The sequence below is a fragment of the Okeania sp. SIO3I5 genome, assembly GCF_010672085.1.
Taxonomy (GTDB): domain Bacteria; phylum Cyanobacteriota; class Cyanobacteriia; order Cyanobacteriales; family Microcoleaceae; genus Trichodesmium.
Map to the genome: position 1 here is coordinate 35965 of NZ_JAAHHT010000003.1, position 19278 is coordinate 55242.

The window sequence follows — 19278 nt, forward strand, 5'->3', positions numbered from 1 at the left end:
ATAAATTGTCAAAAAATAGCTTCATAATTCTCTAAAATTTACTGTAAAAAAAACACCCACTGCAATGATACAATTATCAAAATATAGATATAGGTTTATATTATTTTGTTAACATAAAATCCCCAAATCGGGATTGAAATTAAAGACAAATTAAGGAGACTAAAATTGGTAGTTACTACACTAAATACCACTAAATCCGAAGAAATTTTTGCAGCAGCTCAAAAACTCATGCCTGGAGGAGTTAGTTCTCCAGTCAGAGCATTCAAATCTGTTGGTGGCCAACCTATCGTATTTGACAGAGTTAAGGGAGCCTACATTTGGGATGTCGATGGCAACCAATATATTGACTATGTTGGCACTTGGGGACCTGCTATCTGTGGTCATGCTCACCCAGAAGTATTAAACGCTCTGAAAGAAGTTTTGGAAAAAGGCACAAGTTTCGGTGCCCCCTGTGCTTTAGAAAATACTTTGGCTGAAATGGTTATTGATGCTGTACCGAGTATCCAAATGGTCCGCTTTGTTAACTCTGGTACAGAAGCTTGTATGGCTGTATTGCGTCTGATGCGAGCTTTTACAGGTAGAGATAAAGTAATTAAATTTGAAGGTTGTTATCATGGCCACGCTGATATGTTTCTTGTTAAAGCTGGTTCTGGTGTGGCAACTCTCGGTCTGCCAGACTCTCCAGGAGTGCCTAAGTCTGTGACTAGCAATACCTTAACTGCTCCTTACAACGATTTAGAGGCAGTTAAGCAACTATTTGCTGATAACCTTGACCAAATTTCTGGTGTTATCCTGGAACCTGTGGTGGGGAACTCTGGATTTATTACCCCAGATGCAGGTTTCTTGGAAGGGTTACGGATGATTACGGAGGATAATGGTGCTTTGCTTGTGTTTGATGAAGTGATGACTGGATTCCGTATTGCTTATGGTGGCGCTCAGGAAAAATTTAATGTTACTCCAGATTTGACAACTTTAGGGAAAATTATTGGTGGTGGTTTGCCAGTGGGAGCTTATGGTGGTCGTAAAGATATTATGGAAATGGTAGCTCCAGCAGGTCCGATGTATCAAGCTGGTACTCTTTCTGGTAATCCCTTGGCTATGACTGCTGGTATTAAGACTCTGGAATTGATACATAAACCAGGTACTTATGAAAAATTAAACAAGATTACTAAGAAGCTTGCTGATGGGTTATTGGCGATCGGAAAAGACACTGGTCATGCTATTTGTGGTGGGAATATTAGTGCAATGTTTGGTATGTTTTTCCATCAAGGACCTGTTCACAATTATGAAGATGCGAAAAAGTCTGATTTGAGCAAGTTTAGCAAGTTCCACCGAGGAATGTTGGAGCGTGGAATTTATTTGGCTCCTTCTCAGTTTGAGGCAGGGTTTACTTCTTTAGCACATACTGAGGAGGATATTGACCGGACTTTGGCTGCTGCAAAAGAAGTAATATCGAGTCTTTAAGAGTTTGTCATGGGTAATGGATGATTTGTCATTTTTCTATTACCCATTTCTTCGGTTATCAGTAAAATCTGAGATGGTAAATATAAAAAAAATTCCCAATAGTTTGAGGTTGGTTTTCCAGAATCCTGCTACAAATTTACCCAAGAAAATAAAGCAAATATTTTTTCCTTATATATTTCTGTTAATGCTACAAAAGCATTACAGGAATCTGTAATTTTTATTTTTCCACTAAATTCTTACAATTAGTCAGGACTTACGCAGTACAACTATATATAGTGTATAACTTAGTCGTTAATCGTGATATAACCACTATCATTAGTGCTGTTGCGTAAGTCCTGTAGAGTATTGGTGCGTTACTAAGCGCGCTTTTCATGTCCGCTCTTAGCGGAAACACACCCTACCAATAGTGTTCATACGTAATTCCTATTGGTTTTAAAGGTTATTAGATTTGAATTTGTTGTTTTGTTGTTTTCTTTTTCGGTTGAAGGTGGCGATCGCTCCAAAACTTCCCAACATTATAATTGTAGCTGTCGAAGATGGTTCAGGGACTGGGGTAATGTTATCGCTACTATTAACAGCTACATGGTCGAATCCGATGAAATCTCCTGAAAGACCATCAATACCAATTGAGTTAATAACTTCACCTTCTTGAGCATCTATTTTGAGATATACGTTTTTACCTAATCCTCGAATTACCGGATTAAAATCTGAAAGACCACCATAGATATTGCCATTAATCTGAAGAGTAGCTCCATTATATTGATAATTTGATATGCCAATTCCTACAGAAGTTGCATTATTTGCAAAATTAAGTGTTGTAATATCAGCATATCCACCGCTAGGGTTGAAATTTCCTAACATATTTTCTCCGTCCCAAGCATTATTAGGTGTAAACCAGTAATCTGAATTATTAATTATTCTCGGTAAAGTTGTAAAAGGTCCTGTCTGTGGTCCACTCCATTCAACGCTCAAACCGGGTATTAATGTCGTATCCTCAAAGTCTTCAATTGTAAATCCAGAGATTCCAGCCAACTCATCAGAAAAATCTGTTGGAGAATACGCTGTTACCGTAAAAGCATTGGCTTTGTTCTGTATTAATAAACTTGAAATCAAAAAAAGAGTTGCAGCGAATGGATTAATTTTTTTCACGATTAGCTCCTAATTATTCCGTGTTGTTACTCTTAACAGTGCTCTTCATCAAATATCAGTGTTCTTCCTCAAATATTTAACAAAAATTTACATTTTGATTTTCTGGAAATACTGCTTTACTGATTTCTGTAAATAGTTACTAAATCTATAGAAAAATATTCCTTGACTTAGTTTTAATTAAGTGTTACCTTAACGGGGTGAACTACAACACCCTCTATCCCATTGCTAAAAGCGTTTGGGACTACTTTTCGCATCGGTGTTTAAACTTCCATTGACATGACTCATTGTATTTGACACCAGATGATTTTTTTTAATAATAGTACGTTCTATTAACTGTATTATCCCTCCTGTAAACATTTAACGATCTGTTCTGCAATCCTTTCTCAGTCTAAGATATTTTTAGTTGTTTTCCTATGTTTTTCTATAAAATTAATAAAACTTTACAATACTAACCAAAAAATGTTTCGCAGAATTTGGCAATGGCTGAAAAATTTATGGGAAAAATTTTTGGGGTTATTCTCTCAACCTCAAACAAACCTTTCAGAAACTCAACCACTATCTCAGTCTCTCCCACCTTTAACAGATACAGATTATGATTTTCTCTTCGGTCAACTTTTAGAAGGTATTGCCCAAGGTTGGTCTCCTGAAAGAGTAAAGATTTTTTTTGACGACCTGGGAGACCGAGGTAAACCTGAACTTTGGCAAGAATGGCTACAAAGATTTGGAGAAAGATTATTAGCATCTCCGAAACCCAATGATGAATTAGCTCAAAGAATGGTTAGGTTTGCTGGTTTGACTCGATCGCTCCCTTCTCTAGAATCTCTAGGAACTCTGGCTAATAATATTGGTAGTGAACTTTTAAGTCGGGATAATAGTGGAGCAATTTGGGAATATGATGGACCTGATGGTGGTGTCTCTCCTTCTCCTCAACCATCTTTAGGAGAAAATCAAGAAAATGAAGCTTTGGAAAATTTGGTAGTTAAGTTGCAGGAAAATCCTAATTTATTAGCTACCGTTGCCCAACAGTTGGGGGTACAAACGAGCGATCCAAGAGTAGTTATTCAGAAAATGGTTAGTCAACTTGGGGTGGGAGTAGAAAATCAACAACAGTCTGCGGAGCAAAATTCGGAAATATTTGCTCAGTTAGGTTTGGAGCAAGCAAAAGCTGGAGATTTAGCTGGAGCGGTTGATAGTTGGGAAAGTGCTTTAGCTTTGAAGCCTAATTATCATCAAGTTTGGTACAATCGGGGCAAGGCATTAGTACAGTTAGAAAGGTGGGAAGAAGCGATCGCTAGCCATGACAAGGCTTTAGAAATTAAGTCTGATGATTATTTGGCCTGGAATAACCGTGGAGAAGCTTTGGGAAAATTGGGGAGATGGGAAGAAGCGATCGCTAGTTGTGACAAAGCTTTAGAAATTAATTCTGGTTATTATTTGGCTTGGTATAATAAGGCTAATTTTTTGGTTAGTTTGGGAAATTTGAGAGAAGCAGTTAATTCTTATGACAAAGCGTTAGAAATTAAGCCTAATTTTTATAATGGTTGGTATGAACGAGGAAATGTTTTGAGAGATTTGGGTTTGATAAATGAGGCTAACAAAAGTTGGGAGAAGGCAAGGGAAATTAAACTTGATTAACCCAAAAATTTCCAAGAGAGAGTAGGCAGTAGAAAGTAAGGGGAAAAAATATTGATGATTTCTGTATTTTATATGAGGGTTTGGAGAACAAATGAGGGGTTGTAGCCTAAACTGCAACGTTATAGTTATTGGAATTTTTGGATGATATAGAATCTGGTTATATAAAGTCTATTCATAATTCTCGGACTTAACTTCAAGATTCAATCTCCTCATCTCCCTATCTTCCCACAAATATATAATTAATTGTTTAACCTAATTTTATATGAGGTTTGGAGAACAAATGAGGGGTTGTACCCTAAACTGCAACGTTATAGTTCTTGAAAAAGATAATTAGAGTAAAAATGTCAAAAAATAACAAACAACAAGATATTTCTCTATTGCAAGCCTGGCAGAAAAAAATTCAAGACGCTAATATTAACAATATATTTTGTCATTGTCATAGCTGTGAACATGAGTGGGTAGATTCATCTTGGGAAGGAATATGCCCTAATTGTAATAGTAATCATATTGAACGGATTTCTTGCTGGCAATTTCCGGATGATTAATTAGGATTTACTCAAAATTTTTTTTTGGTAATAGTAGCAGTCAGAAGTCAGGATAAATTGGAATTTAGAGGAGATAGGAATAAGAATTTTTAGAGTGATTTTTCCACTCTTGTCTGACTAAAATGCAAACTTTTAAAGAAAGTTTTTTTGACATTCTAAACTTAGAATAGAATCAGATTATATAACACAGAGGTTCGCGTTATTATGAGGTCAAATATCTATACTTTTGACGGGGTAAATATTTTTTGTTTGTTCCCTACTCCCCTACTCCCCTACTCCCTTACTCCCTTACCCAAAAATCAAAGTATAAAGCCTCTCCTTTCAAGGAGAAAAAAGAAAGAAATTTCTTTTAACCAATCCTCTTATTAAAAAAAACAGGTAATTATTAATTGTTAATTATTAATTGTTAATTATTAATTATTGAATCCCTCTTTTAACGATAATTAGTAAATTGTAATGGCATGGGAAAATCTTCTGCTTTTAATCTTTGAATTACTTCCTGTAATTCATCCTTAGACTTAGCAGTAACTCTCACCGCATCACCTTGAATAGATGCTTGAATTTTTTTAAATTCATCCTTAATCAACTTAGTAATTTTTTTAGCATTTTCTTGACTAATACCTTTTTGCAATTTAACCTCTTGTCTAACTCTACCACCACTAGCAGATTCTACTTTACCAAAATCAAATATTTTCAACGATAAATTCCGTTTAGCAGCTTTAGTTTGTAAAACAGTATGAACCGCATCTAAACTAAATTGACTACTCGTATTAATCGTAATTGTATCTTCGCCTAATTCTAAAGTTGTATTAGAATCTTTCAAGTCATAGCGAGCTTTAATTTCTCGCTCCGCTTGATCTATAGCATTCACTAATTCTTGTCTATCAAAATCGCTGACTATATCAAATGATGATGTAGATGCCATAATTTTTTCAGATATTATTTTAATTTTACTTAATAAAAATTCCTATCGTAAGCATTTACCTAAGTAGAAACCGGGTTTATCGAAATTTCCTAATAAAGAACAATAATTAGGGCAATAAACCCGGTTTCTTGTTTTTTTCTGGTTTTGGTGCAGATTTTACTTAATTAATAAAAATTTATGTCACAAAAATAGATGACTAAAAATTATTTTCAGCATTCAGCAGTCAGCTATTAGCTATCAGCTTCATTACCTTTAACTTTTGCAAATCGTTCTTCTGCTTCAATTTATTATAGGTTAAAAAAAGTAGTAGAAGTTAAGCTAATACTTGCTTAATTTATCAATAAGCTGAGAGCTGACTGCTAATAGCTAATAGCTGAATACTTACAAATTATTAACACTAATTAAACTGAGAATAAACAAAATAGCTGTACCAGAAGAACTAATAGCAAACATGAGCGATCGCCCGATAGGTACATTCAAAATATAGAATATCGAATAAAAAAATCGTCCAATCACAAAAGCAACTGCTGCTCCTATAGCTAATACAGAATCTTGTTCTGTCAAATAAGCCATAAAAGAAGCTGCTGAAAATAAAATAAAAGTTTCAAAAGAATTTTGATGTGCCCAAGTTGCCCTCTTAGCATAATCAGGCAACTTTTCAAACAAAGTACGAGGCGCACCCAAATCATAGCCTACTTTAACACGACCGTAGGCTACTACTAAAAAAGGTGCATAGACCAGTATTGATCCTAAAACTATACAATCTAAAAAGATTGAAGATGGTGGTAATTCCAACAGACTCATTTTTTTAGTAAAATTAACTAATCAAAATAGAATAGAGTTACTACTTTACGTTGTTCTTCTGCATCTTGACAAGTCTTCAATAAAGTATGACTATCGTGAAAAGCAAAACAAATTAACTGTTGACATCTAGAAACAATTTCTTGGTTACAAATAGAACTCGCTTCAGCTAAAGATAATTGATCGTTTTTAGGACTTTCCACCACATGAATTACCTTCTCTAACTCTTTACGAGATTCTCTTGGTTGCCGTTCCAGACTTTGAGGTAAAATTACAGTAACCAAATTAGGGTCAGCCCTCATTGCCCCCCGAACTACTGCTAAATTAGTACCAGTTGCTCCTGATGTAATAATATTATTTGAACCTAAAACCAAGGCATAACTTAACAACTCAATTAATTGTTGATGAGTAATAGGAACATGACGAGAACCCAACACAGCAATTCTCTTAGAACCTGTTTGTTGGATTGCTAAAAGTTCCTCTAAAAAATCATCTACCTTGGGTATATCAATTGATTGACTCAAAGATTTTATCTATACGTAATAAAACTGCCAAAAGGATTATAGCAATTAAATATATTTTTGTACATTTATTTTTTTTATCGGAAAAATCAAAATTGACTCTTAAAAATCGCTCAATAGAAACATCAGGATGGTCCAAAGCTTTAGAACTAGCACCTTCAGAATTTCCCCTGACTCCCCTTCCCATTATTTCCGGTATAGTACCCCCTGGATTAAAAGGAACTTTATATAGGAATGGGCCTGCTAGATTATCCCGCAATGGACAAAAAGTAGGACATTGGTTTGATGGAGATGGGGCTATCCTAGCTGTGCATTTTAATTCATCTGTTTTGGGGGGTCAAGAACCCCATGCTATTTACCGTTATGTGCAAACAGCAGAATATCAAGCTGAGACACAAAAAGGAAAATATATTTTTGGTGCTTATGGAACAAACCCTCCAGGAAACCTCTGGGATAAACTTACTAAACCTGTAAAAAATGCTGCCAATACTTCAGTTTTGGCTTTGCCAGATCGACTTTTAGCTTTGTGGGAAGGTGGGCATCCCTATTGTCTTAACTTACAGACTTTAGAAACTTTAGGTCTAGAAAATTTAGAGGGTTTAGAAAATCACCAAAGCTATTCAGCTCACCCGAAAATAGATAGTATTACAGGAGACATCTATAATTTTGGAGTTACTCCTGGAATAAATAGCTCATTAAATATCTACCGTAGTAATAGTAGGGGAAAAATTCAGCAAAAAGGTCTGATTCCAATCTCTGGTATGCCCCTAATTCACGATTTTGTTTTAGCTGGCCCATATCTGATATTTTTCATTTCCCCTGTACGTTTACAACTATTGCCAGCTTTGACAAAGATAAAGACCTTCAGTGATGCTTTAACCTGGCAACCAGAATTAGGTACACAAATTTTGATTTGTGACTCTTCATCCCTACAACTAATTAGTCGTCAAGAAACTGAACCTTGGTTTCAGTGGCATTTTGGTAATGGTTATCTAGACAAAGACGATACAGTAGTAGTTACTTTAGTCCGCTATGCAGATTTTGACCAAACAAATAACTACCTCCAGGAAGTAGCTAGTGGTCAAACTCATACTGCTCCTCAAGGCATTTTCTGGCAGATAAATCTAGAACCATTATCTGGTCGGATCATTGATAGTTATAAATTGCTAGATATTCCCTGCGAATTTCCCACACTTGCTTCTGCTGAAATAGGAAATTCATCTCGCTTTACTTATCTCTCAGTTCATAAACCAGGAGTAGATATAAGTAAAGAGATGTTTGGGGCGATCGCTCGTTTTGACCATAAAACCAATACTCTCACTACAACCAACTTATCATCTCACTGCTACCCAATGGAGCCTATTTATGCTGCTGATACTGAATACCCCCAGAAAGGATGGATCTTAACAGTTATCTTTGACAGTCAGTATAACCGTAGTGAGGTCTGGATATTTGATGCTTCCCACTTAGATGCTGAACCTGTTTGTCGGTTAGCATTACCTGAAGTTATACCAATGGGTTTTCATGGTACTTGGAGGAATAAAGAAAAATAGTAGGTGTGGGAGGTGCGGGAGGTGTGGTCCGTATGGTCCGTGTGGGAAGAAATTACAAAACATATATATCTTCACCATGACGCTAGCAAGACTACCGAAAAATAATACCTATTACTAAAAGTAATGCTATAACTAGGCAACTCTTCAATTATTAACAGGACTTACTGAGATAGAGTATATACAGCGTTCAAAAACTACAACGTTATAGATATGTAATCTTTAGAACTGAGAACTCAAAAATAGGGTTCAAAAACTACAACGTTACAGATATGTAATCTTTAGAACTGAGAACTCAAAAATGTTTAAGTGCTTCTTAAGTAATTAATATCTGCCAAATAACCTTTTTAGTCATTAGTAAATATTAGCTAGGAAGAAGTTAATTAGGGTTTGCTGAAAAAATCTTATGAGTAAGGGTAGGATTCAGGAGTCAGGAGTCAGGAGACTCGGAGAAATGGGAACTATACAGGAGGTAGGAGAAAGAATTGCCCCTTGATTTTTCGGCGCTGGTTTGCTGAAAATGCTAACTTTTTGAGACTTTTTAACTCAAAAAGGCGCACTTTTTCAAGACTTAAAAACGCGAATACCTTGATCTGTAAACACTTTCAGATTTAATCAGTAAGTCCTAATTATTAATTATTAATTATTAATTATTAATTGTTGAATAATTCCCCTACTCCCCTACTCAAGAAAGTCTAGAAAAGTTTTTCAGAAATAGTATAAATTCCTATCTATGCTCCTAGCTGAAAATGACTTAGCAAAGGTTTAAAATCAAAGTCTTGTGCCATTAGTTTTCTGGCGAATTCTACTTTAACAGGTTCGTGTAAACGTACACTACCAAAAGTTTTATCAATGATTTCCACTGTAGAAAGGGTCTCATACTCCACTGACAAAACAGGTACTTCTGCATCTTCAGCACGACGTAATACCAACTCATCCGGTGGAAGTTGTCCAGTTAAAATTAGACAATGGGTCGAAGTTTCTAAAGCTGCTAACTGAATGTCCGTGCGATCGCCCCCCGTAACTACGGCCATATTTGTAGCCTTACGAAAATATTTTATAGCTGAACTAACATTCATTGCACCAATTGTCAAGCTTTCTACCATTAAATCTAGGCGATCGGCGCGACAGAGTACCTGAGCTTTTAATTGTTTTACTAATTCTTCAACCGAGACACTACGCAAGAGATTACTTCTAGGCAATATTCCTAACACAGGTATATTCCTAGCTTCTAAAAAAGGTCTGACTAAAGTAGTCATTGTTTCTTGTGCTGCTAGTGGCACATCATTAATGACTACACCCAGAAGAGAACTGCCCAAACGTTGTTTAGCTGAGAGTAAAGAGTCTATATAAGAACGTGAATTTGGACGAATTACCAAAATTACCGCAGCATTAAGAATTTCAGCAACTTGTGGTAGAGATAATTCAAACAGACTACCCTCATCTAAATTACTAGGTCCTTCTAATATGACTAAACCTTCTCCCTCTATCTGTAGATATTGTGCTAAAGATTTTTGATAATCAGTTTTTTCTTCTCCCAGCAACCGCTTCTCTATGGTACTTTTGTCGAGCATCAACAAAGTTGGTCGAACATGATTTTCTGAAAGTTTAAGAGTGTCAGTTATAAACTGCACATCAGCATCTGTATCTGTAGAAATAGATGTTGTAGTTAAACAATGTCCTAAAGGTTTTCCATAAGCAATGGTTATACCTTGTGCTTGTAACTCATGGGCTAATCCTAAAGTAATTGTAGATTTGCCACTGTAAGCTTCAGTCGATCCAATTAGCAAATAATTTGCAGATGGCACATCCTCACTCCTGCAATTAATAAACTTTATATAATTCTCGCATTTTTAGGGCAAGGATTACTGTTTGCCAAAAATTTCCTGGCCCAAAATAGGTTGGGAAGTGTGGGGAGTGTGGGAAGGGTGGGAAGTGTGGGGAGGGTGGGAAGTGTGGGGAGTGTGGGAAGGGTGGGAAGGGTGTGAAGGGTGGGAAGACAGAGTAAAGTAGGAGTAATGATTGTACCTGTATCTTTTTGGGAAGTGTTTGCCTTTGGTCTTAACTTTTCGGTCTTAAAGGCTGAAAAATTTTCACTTTTTTCGCTCCAAAAATGCGCTCAACCTTTATATCTCAGTGCTTTTAGATTCTATTTGCCTGCTCTACTTGACGAATCCCACACTTTGCTGATGCACAACCCAAAATAGTTTTGTGGTCTACTTAAATAAATTGCGCTGTAATTATTTAAGTAGGTAGACGTTAAATTTATCGTTAGATGAAGACAAAAGAGAAGAGGTTTCAGAGCTACTTTACTTTTTGTTACATACTTAGGTTTTTGCGATTGTTGATAATTAATTATTTGGTAATTATCTGATCTGATGTTTAAAAACCATTAAATTCACAGAAATTTACATTGTGAAGTTTCAAATAAGAATAGTCAAAACTTTCTCTAAAAAGTGATAGTTGAAACACAAATGTTCAGGGTCAGTTCTTATAAATGACCATTCAACTTAAAATTATACTAATTACCGAAAAATTGTGGTCTAAAACCGCCCTTTTTAAAGGGATAAAAAAGCGGTCGTTAACGCAGTTTCCCGTAGGGTGGGATTCTGAGGAAACCTAGCCATATCCAATCGACCAAGAGAAAGAGACTATTCCTTATGTCAAGCTTCCTTATCGCAGAGGTACTGATAACTGATAACTGATAACTGAAATGACCAAGCATTAATGCTATACTTGACAACACTTCAATTATTAAGTAATTAACACAGGTACATGGAACCTTTTGAATAATTATTAGCCAGGAGTGTGCTAATTATTCTTATGTTTACTTCTCCCGTACGGACGTTTTCGCTACGCGACATTAAACGCATTAATGCTCAAGCAACGTCCTTACCTAGGGTTTGCTGAAAAAGTATGCATGGTAGGGGTAGGAGACAGGAGACAGGAGAAATGGGTCTGGGAGCGAGGAGGTAGTCGGGAAAATTGTCCCAAGATTGTTCTACTCAACTCTTGACTAAAATCCTAAATTTTTGAACCATTACCACCTAAAACCTGGCACTTTTTGAGACTTTAAAAGGCTGAAATATTGATATTTCAATGCTTTTAGATTTATTCAGCAAGCCCTACCTACTCCATTACTTCCACTCAAAATATGGGTTGAAAAGTTTTTGATAAATAAATGGTATTATTCATAGCGGAGTAGCTTGCTGTAGAAACTCTTAGAAAAATCTATTATGCGAGTGCGATTATAATTCAGTAAGACATCAATTAAAAAATCAACGAATTCATAAGTAGCCATCATAAGTTCATAACTAAGTTCTTGATTACCATCAAACTGCATTCGACAACGAGTTATATCCGCAGGTAATATAGAAACATTCCAAGTAATAACAAAAGGAATATTGTCTCCTCCTTCAATATTTCTTGCTCCTTCTAAACTTTTTTGTTTGTACAAGCTAATAGCATGACCTAAATATTTACGTCTTTTTTCTGGGTAATATGGATTATAAACAGCTATTTCCCCTTTTTCTGCTGGTTTTAATTGATTAATTGACATCCTAATACTCTCCGTAATTAATACTACTAAACTTCAGTTTAGTTATTTTATGTCGATCGACTAGGCAATTTAGCAAGTATATTTATACTATGATTATATTTCAGATTTGAGCTGATACAACTATCATTCTAGAATTGTCTTATGTTATTAGGGTCTGAGGATTCACCAAGTCATAATTAATGTGGTTTGACTAATTTCAACTATTATTAAAAAAAATTAGAACGATATTTTAACTTTGATCCTAAATAATCTGATAACAATTCATGGTTGACTCGATATATTTACTCAATCTATCGGCTATAAGAAATATTAACAAATATTAAACTGCTTACCAAAAAATCAGGTCTAAGGGGAGGCTTTAGACCTGATTTTTTGGTAAAAAGATCATATCTATAGTCTTTGAGGCGGAATTAGGTTAGTCTTTTAAACATAAGAAAATTATTAGTAGTTGGATCTTTTAAGATTAGTTGAATTATGCCTGACAGTTCTTGGCCAAAAAACGATTACTATGAGGAAACCAAAATTTATCAAAACTATACCTCAGATAATGAAAATCAAAATGCTCGGATAGTCAAAAAACAGGAAAGCTCAGATGCTAACCAAATAAAGCAAGGAACAGAAGTTGTGGAAACAACAAAGTTCACTAATCAGAATATTTACGATGGTCGTGGTCGTAGATGTAAAGCAGCATTTATGCTATCGCTAATCTGGACTACTACTATTATTCTACATTTGCTTTCCTGGGGATATTGGATAATTCTGGGTTTGACAGGTTTACTATCAGTTCAATTTTTGAGAATACTATTTGCTAAACCAAAATCAGCTCCAAAACCTCTATCAGAAGAAAATTTGGCAGAATGGCCTTATATATCTCTGTTAGTGGCAGCTAAAAATGAAGAAGCTGTAATTAGCAAATTGGTAAAAAATATATGTGCTTTAGATTATCCTACTAATAATTACGAACTTTGGGTAATAGATGACAATAGTACAGATAAAACTCCTCTATTATTAGAACAGTTGGCTCGGGAATATCAACAGCTAAAAGTGATAACAAGAGGTCCAGATGCTGGGGGTGGTAAGTCAGGTGCTTTAAATACTGCTATACCTTTTGTAAGGGGAGAAATTTTAGGAGTGTTTGATGCAGATGCACAAGTAACACCCGATTTACTCCGAAAGGTAGTACCACTTTTTGCGAGGGAAGAAGTAGGAGCAGTACAACTGAGAAAAGCGATCGCTAATGCAGGTCTAAATTTTTGGACAAAGGGACAATCAGCAGAAATGGTTGTGGATGGTTTTTTTCAGGAACAACGAATTGCTATTGGTGGAATTGGAGAACTTAGAGGAAATGGCCAGTTTGTGCGTCTGAATGCTTTAGAAGAATGTGGGGGGTGGAACGAAGAGACTATTACTGATGATTTAGATTTAACTATTCGCCTACACTTAAATCAATGGGATATAGATTTTCTGGCTTTTCCGGCAGTAATGGAGGAGGGAGTAACTAACCCCATAGCTTTGTGGCATCAACGTTCTCGATGGGCAGAAGGAGGATATCAGCGGTATTTAGACTACTGGAAATTGATTTTGCGTAATCGGATGAGATTTGGTAAAACTTGGGACTTATGGCAATTTTTGGTCACACAATATCTATTATCAGTTGCTGCTGTACCTGATTTTTTGATGTCAATAATCTTACGTCGTTTACCAATAACCAGTCCCCTAGCTGTGTTTACTGTGATGGTATCTTTGTTAGGAATGTTTATAGGTTTACGTAGAACTCGGAAAGGACAGATGAGTTTAGCAAATGAGGAAAAGGTGACAGAACTAGCTCCTAGGAAAGAACATTCATTGTCTTTATTGCTAACTTTCCTAGAAAGCGTACGGGGTACTTTTTATATGTTGCATTGGTTTTTGGTTATGGGTGTTACTATTCCTCGGATGTCTGTATTACCTAAGCGACTAAAATGGGTAAAAACGGTTCATACAGGTGATGGGGAAAGTTAAGAATTTAGAATTTAGAATTTAGAATTTAGAATTTTCAATTGAAAATGCAGAGTCAGTTGTGTGCTTGTTAGTTCAAAACCTGCTTTCTGTACTGTTGAAAAATAAAGGTTGAAAGTCTCTCCTTTTAAGGATAAAAAAGCGGTCGTTAACGTTTGCGAAGCATTCCGTAAGGAAAGTTTCCCGAAGGGTGGGATGTATAGGTTTCCTAACCATATCCAATCGACCAAGAGAAGAAAAAAATTCCTTTTAACCAATCATTATATTAGACCTCTCCGAAAATTAAAAATGGAATCAATTCTTATCCAGAAATTATCAATTACTTCTTCCTGTTCCCTGTTCCCTGTTCCCTGTTCCCTCTTTTCCGGAGAGGTCTATTACAGAAGAGGTAATTATTAATTATTAATTATTAATTATTAATTATTGAATCTACCTTACAGATAACGGAAAGCACTGTATTATTTTGTTCTCAGAACTCCTGTTTAATAGTTATGGTACAATTTTCTATAACTATTGATAATTTTTTTAATAGATTAGCATCAGAAATGAAATATATAGCAATTCTATTTCTACGTTGTGAAATATAAATTTTCTGTAACAGAAATTGGGTTAAACAATGCTACAAAACTGTAATTGTTGGAAACAGTTTAACGTAGCAAAGATTAACCCAAATTACTATTTGTTAATAAAAATTGTGGAACTCAAAGCGCTCGGGATAACAATTTTAAAAATTGAGAATTGCTATATTTGAATGATGTTTATGTGTTCATACCTCTAACAAAAATAAGTGATGAAAATCAAATTGGTATAACTAAATGATGGAGGGAGGAATTTATTGGTCAAAGAAATTATTTTAGTCAAAAAAAAATAGGGTGCATCTCAATATATGCAAAAATACTTTTTTCCTATTTTCCTATTCCCTAAAACCAATAAATTTTTGGCTTTATTCTTGCATTGAGATGTACCCAAAAAATATTAATAAACTGCTCATTATTAAACCAATTTAATTGGCAATTATTTAGATAAAGTATATTTGCTAAATTTATCAAAAATTTGGTAATACTTAAAATCAAATATCCCAAAACCTTATTAACTAGAGAAAATCAAAAATTAAGTTGATATGGATTTATTAGAATATCAGGCAAAGGCATTGTTTAGTGAGATGGGAATACCTGTTTTACCATCTCAAAGAATAGATTATCCTAAAGATTTAAAAAGATTAAAAATTCCCTATCCAGTTGTACTGAAGTCTCAAGTTCATACTGGCGAAAGAAGTAGCTTAGGCGGTATTAAATTTGTTGAAAATACAATTGATGCTGTGGCAGCAGCTCAGACAATTTTTAATTTGCCAATTAAAGATGAGTATCCAGCAGTTTTATTGGCAGAGGCAAAGTATAATGCTGACCAAGAATTATACCTCGCAGTTGTTTTAGATCCAATAGTACGTCGCCCTGTACTTTTGGGTTCAGGACAAGGGGGTATTGATGCAGAAACAGCTATGAAAAAGATGCAGCAGGTGGTTGTTAATCAAGAATTTTCTCCTTTTTATGCACGTCGTTTAATGGTGAAAATTGGATTGGAAGGAAAACTGATAGAATCAGTAAGTCATATAGTGGAAAAAATGTATCAGTTATTTGTGGAAAAGGATTTAGATTTGGTAGAAATTAATCCTCTGGGTGTTAGTCCGAGTGGAGAAGTAATGGCTTTAGATGGTAAGGTTAGTGTTAATGATTATGCTCTAGGTCGTCATCCAGATTTGGTTAGTTTAGTTGGTAAAAATCTTAGTAATAATTATAAAATTCAACAGGAAGAAATTAAGGAAATAGATAATAATTCTTTATTAGCGACGAGCAATATTAATGTTGCTAACAATGAAAAAATAATTCCTGATTATCAACTAAAATTTACAGAATTACAGGGAAATATTGGAATTGTATGTAATGGTGAGGGTTTAACAATGGCTACTGTAGACATGGTAATACAAGCTCAGGGAAAACCAGCTAATTTTTTGAATATTAGGTTGGGTGATTATTTGGAAGTTAAGGATAGTTTGCGATCGCAAATGTTTACAGCTTTGGATTTAGTTAGTCAAAAAGATAATGTTAAAGTGGTTTTAATAAATGTGATAGGTATAGTTCAGACAAGTGATGAGTTAATTACTATAGTATATGAATATTTGAATAAATTAAAAAGTATAGATCGGGAAAAAATTCAATTTGTACTGCGTTTATTAGGAGGTAGAATTGGCAGAGCTAGGGAACGTTTATCAGGTCTACCAGTAGAAGTTATGGAAAACTTTGAGGATGCAGTTAATAAGGCTGTTTCTCTGTCAAGATAAGGGAATAGTAATAATGAATAATGGATAATCAATAATGAATAATGAATAATTACCTCTGGTTAAAACCATCGGATTGAATCAAGTACAGAAATCTTATTTCTTTTTTCTCCTTAATTAAGGAGACGCTTTAAACCTCTGGGGACTAATTATCAATTATCAACTATCAATTATCAATTATTAATTATTAATTATTAATTATTAATTATTTAAGATGAATTTAACTCGAGATAGCAAAGTTATAGTTCAGGGTGTTACAGAAAAAATATCTACCCAGATAGCCTTAATGATGAAGTCTTGTGGGACAAATGTGGTAGGAGGTATTAGTCCTGGAGAAGGGGGAGAAGAATGGCATGGTATTCCTGTATATAGTTTGGTAGAACAGGCAGTCGGAAAGGTAGGTGTGATTGATACTAGCGTAATAGTTATGCCTGCTTATCAGGTATTAGATGCTGCCTTAGAGGCGATCGCTTCGGGGCTTAAACAAATTGTGATTATTACAGAAGGTGTGCCTCCGTTGGATATGGTTAAGCTATTGAGAAAAGCTGAGGCGACAGAAACTTTGATTGTTGGACCAAACTGTGCGGGTATTATTGTTCCAGATCAGTTGTTACTGGGTACTCACCCAACTCAGTTTTATACTCCAGGTCCAATTGGTATTATTAGTCGTAGTAATACTTTGACTTATGAAGTTGCGTGGGAACTAACGAAGTCAAGGTTGGGGCAGTCTATTTCTGTGAGTCTGGGTTGCGATCCAATTGTAGGTTCTTCTTTTCTCCAGTGGTTGCAAATATTAGATGAGGATGAGCGTACAGAGTTAATTGTGTTAGTGGGAGAAATTAGTGGCGTAAGTGAAGAAGTAGCAGCTTCTTATATTTCAGAAACAATTGATAAACCTGTAATTGCTTATATTGCTGGTACTTATGTTCCTATAAATCAAAATTACAGTCATATTAATTGTTTAATTAGTGCTAGGGTTGCTGGTGAAATTGAGAGTAAAATAGCAGCTTTTGAAGCAGTTAATATTCCAGTAGCAAAACGACCTTCTGATATTCCAAATTTAGTCAGAAATTTATTAGATAAGAGATATTTTTAATACTTATTTAGTTGAATGGTTATTAGTTGGCAAGGCTAGAAGATTCAAGCTAGAATATATTCATTAAGTTTAGTTTTAAAGACATTTGATTATGACTATGCTTACCCTACTTTTGATGCTATTTGGTATTATTTTTCTTGGTCTGGCATTTCCTATAGTTCCGACAATATTTGGTAGTATTTTTCTTGGTTTAGTATTTCTCCTAGCAGTCTTTTTGTTGCTTGTCCGTATATGGTCATTACGTGTATTAAGGAAATTTAATAGGAAGTCTAATAGGAAGTCTAATAGGAAATCTAAGAAGAGATTGAATCAGAGCAAGAATAATGTTGAGGTAATAACCTCAGATATTGAAAATTTTGATCCTTTTGATGCTTTTTATAATTTTCCAATTTTGGGAAGTTTGTTCAAAAAACAAATTACTAATATGAAGGATGGAATGAACTATTTTAATAATTCAATTCCACAAATTTTATATCACTGGAACCCTGAATATTTGAGAATAAATGCCACACAACAGTTTCTTAACTCCCTAGAAATAGGGGAGCCAGAAAGAAGTTTTAATTATCATTTTTTTAATCTGGGTAAATTTAGAGGGTATAGAGGTATAAGGATAGTCAACAATTATTATATTGCTGAAGCAGCTTTTGAAAAAGGATTAGCTCAGATTCAAGTAGAGCTTATAAAAGATGAAGATAAATGGCTTATAAATAACTTTATGGTTATTTATTTGTTTCAGCTTCAAAGTAACTAATCAAAAGGAAAATGTAACGCGCCATCATATTATCTACCATGAAGAAAAAGGTGCGTGAGGCAAAATTTATGGAGTTTCCCTAAAATGGAAAACAGGATACCGTCACACACCCTACCATTTCCTAATGAAGCGATCGCTCCTTGACAACCAAAAAAACTTGTTCAATTTTGAAGTAACTGTAGGGGTTTGGTCTCCCAACCCTAACCCCTTGAGAATCAACAACGGAATTTGAATCTCTGGTTGTATTTTTTATTGATAAGTGAAACAGGACTTACGCAAAACGCGAAATCATACACCTTATGTAGGGGCGAATGGCATTCGCCCCCTAGCACATCAACTGTTTCTGCATAAGTCCTTTGATAGAAAAAAATGATACTAATGAAGCGATCGCTCCTTGACAACCAAAAAAACTTGTTCTATTTTGAAGTAACTGTAGGGGTTTGGTCTCCCAACCCTAACCCCTTGAGAATCAACAACGGAATTTGAACCTCTAGTTGTATTTAAACTTGATAGAAAAAATGATACTAATGAAGCGATCGCTCCTTGACAACCCAAAAAACTTGTTAAATTTTGAAGTAACCGTAGGGGTTTGGTCTCCCAACCCTAACCCCTTGAGAATCAACGACGGAATTTGAATCTCTGGTTGTATTTTTTCTTGATAAGTGAAACAGGACTTACGCAAAACACGAAATCATACACCTTATGTAGGGGCGAATGGCATTCGCCCCCTAGCACATCAACTGTTTCTGCATAAGTCCTTTGATAGAAAAAAATGATACTAATGAAGCGATCGCTCCTTGACAACCAGAAAAACTTGTTCTATTTTGAAATTAAATAAGTATTGTAGAAAAATAGTGGCTCTTTTTTTAGAGGTTAAATAATTGTATGGGTTTGGAGAATTGGGAGGAGGGTTTGGAGACCAAACCCCTACCCTTGATTATCCAATACA

17 protein-coding genes are annotated in these 19278 nt (G+C 35.1%); 10 read left to right on the forward strand and 7 right to left on the reverse strand.

Going from position 1 to position 19278, the window contains the following annotated elements:
• Window positions 1-165: 165 nt before the first annotated feature.
• Complete coding sequence (gene hemL, locus F6K40_RS01140; RefSeq protein WP_293130200.1) at window positions 166-1464, forward strand: glutamate-1-semialdehyde 2,1-aminomutase; 1299 nt, start codon at window positions 166-168, stop codon at window positions 1462-1464.
• Window positions 1465-1896: 432 nt separating this feature from the next.
• Here hemL and F6K40_RS01145 read toward each other — a convergent pair whose 3' ends face one another.
• Window positions 1897-2613 (reverse strand): hypothetical protein, encoded by a 717-nt coding sequence (locus F6K40_RS01145; RefSeq protein ID WP_293130203.1) that lies wholly within the window; start codon window positions 2611-2613, stop codon window positions 1897-1899.
• A 459-nt stretch (window positions 2614-3072) separates the two neighbouring features.
• Between F6K40_RS01145 and F6K40_RS01150 the strand changes: the two genes are divergently transcribed.
• Window positions 3073-4248: a tetratricopeptide repeat protein gene (locus F6K40_RS01150; protein ID WP_293130206.1), complete on the forward strand. Its 1176-nt coding sequence runs from the start codon at window positions 3073-3075 to the stop codon at window positions 4246-4248.
• A 341-nt stretch (window positions 4249-4589) separates the two neighbouring features.
• Window positions 4590-4793 carry a hypothetical protein gene (locus tag F6K40_RS01155; RefSeq protein WP_293130209.1) on the forward strand — a complete coding sequence of 68 codons (204 nt, stop codon included), beginning with the start codon at window positions 4590-4592 and terminating at the stop codon, window positions 4791-4793.
• Window positions 4794-5226: 433 nt separating this feature from the next.
• Here the strand turns inward: F6K40_RS01155 and F6K40_RS01160 are convergent, their stop codons facing one another.
• The 3 genes from F6K40_RS01160 to F6K40_RS01170 all read right to left on the reverse strand — a co-directional run bounded on the left by F6K40_RS01160 (window position 5227) and on the right by F6K40_RS01170 (window position 7043).
• Complete coding sequence (locus tag F6K40_RS01160) at window positions 5227-5718, reverse strand: YajQ family cyclic di-GMP-binding protein (protein WP_293130212.1); 492 nt, start codon at window positions 5716-5718, stop codon at window positions 5227-5229.
• A gap of 381 nt (window positions 5719-6099) precedes the next feature.
• Entirely contained in the window at window positions 6100-6522 is a 423-nt protein-coding gene (locus F6K40_RS01165) for an MAPEG family protein (RefSeq protein ID WP_293130215.1), read from the reverse strand.
• Between the two features lie 17 nt (window positions 6523-6539).
• A complete protein-coding gene (locus F6K40_RS01170; RefSeq protein ID WP_293130218.1) occupies window positions 6540-7043 on the reverse strand; it encodes a DNA recombination-mediator protein A in 504 nt (167 codons plus the stop codon).
• A gap of 92 nt (window positions 7044-7135) precedes the next feature.
• Here F6K40_RS01170 and F6K40_RS01175 point away from each other — a divergent pair, with 92 nt between their 5' ends.
• Window positions 7136-8593 carry a carotenoid oxygenase family protein gene (locus tag F6K40_RS01175; protein WP_293130221.1) on the forward strand — a complete coding sequence of 486 codons (1458 nt, stop codon included), beginning with the start codon at window positions 7136-7138 and terminating at the stop codon, window positions 8591-8593.
• Between the two features lie 728 nt (window positions 8594-9321).
• Here F6K40_RS01175 and F6K40_RS01180 read toward each other — a convergent pair.
• Entirely contained in the window at window positions 9322-10398 is a 1077-nt protein-coding gene (locus F6K40_RS01180; protein WP_293130224.1) for a phosphotransacetylase family protein, read from the reverse strand.
• Between the two features lie 64 nt (window positions 10399-10462).
• On the opposite strand from F6K40_RS01180, the gene F6K40_RS01185 reads away from it, so the two are divergent.
• Together F6K40_RS01185 and F6K40_RS01190 are read left to right on the forward strand one after the other, a co-directional pair.
• The gene (locus tag F6K40_RS01185; RefSeq protein WP_293130227.1) at window positions 10463-10603 is read left to right on the forward strand and encodes a hypothetical protein; all 141 of its coding nucleotides are present in this window, start codon (window positions 10463-10465) and stop codon (window positions 10601-10603) included.
• A complete protein-coding gene (locus F6K40_RS01190; RefSeq protein WP_293130230.1) occupies window positions 10582-10797 on the forward strand; it encodes a hypothetical protein in 216 nt (71 codons plus the stop codon). Before F6K40_RS01185 ends, F6K40_RS01190 begins: the two co-directional genes overlap by 22 nt.
• A 980-nt stretch (window positions 10798-11777) precedes the next feature.
• On the opposite strand, the gene ebsA is transcribed toward F6K40_RS01190, so the two are convergent.
• Window positions 11778-12149: a type IV pilus biogenesis protein EbsA gene (gene ebsA, locus F6K40_RS01195; protein ID WP_293130233.1), complete on the reverse strand. Its 372-nt coding sequence runs from the start codon at window positions 12147-12149 to the stop codon at window positions 11778-11780.
• Window positions 12150-12623: 474 nt separating this feature from the next.
• On the opposite strand from ebsA, the gene F6K40_RS01200 reads away from it, so the two are divergent.
• The 4 genes from F6K40_RS01200 to F6K40_RS01215 all read left to right on the forward strand — a co-directional run bounded on the left by F6K40_RS01200 (window position 12624) and on the right by F6K40_RS01215 (window position 18329).
• On the forward strand, window positions 12624-14150 hold the full coding sequence (locus F6K40_RS01200) for a glycosyltransferase family 2 protein (RefSeq protein ID WP_293130236.1): 1527 nt from the start codon (window positions 12624-12626) through the stop codon (window positions 14148-14150).
• A gap of 1117 nt (window positions 14151-15267) precedes the next feature.
• Window positions 15268-16485: a succinate--CoA ligase subunit beta gene (locus tag F6K40_RS01205; protein ID WP_293130239.1), complete on the forward strand. Its 1218-nt coding sequence runs from the start codon at window positions 15268-15270 to the stop codon at window positions 16483-16485.
• Window positions 16486-16696: 211 nt separating this feature from the next.
• Window positions 16697-17578, forward strand: a complete 882-nt coding sequence (locus F6K40_RS01210) for a succinate--CoA ligase subunit alpha (RefSeq protein WP_293130242.1) — start codon at window positions 16697-16699, stop codon at window positions 17576-17578.
• Window positions 17579-17693: 115 nt separating this feature from the next.
• The gene (locus F6K40_RS01215; protein ID WP_293130245.1) at window positions 17694-18329 is read left to right on the forward strand and encodes a hypothetical protein; all 636 of its coding nucleotides are present in this window, start codon (window positions 17694-17696) and stop codon (window positions 18327-18329) included.
• A gap of 375 nt (window positions 18330-18704) precedes the next feature.
• On the opposite strand, the gene F6K40_RS01220 is transcribed toward F6K40_RS01215, so the two are convergent.
• The gene (locus F6K40_RS01220) at window positions 18705-18884 is read right to left on the reverse strand and encodes a hypothetical protein (protein ID WP_293130248.1); all 180 of its coding nucleotides are present in this window, start codon (window positions 18882-18884) and stop codon (window positions 18705-18707) included.
• Between the last annotated feature and the right edge of the window lie 394 nt (window positions 18885-19278).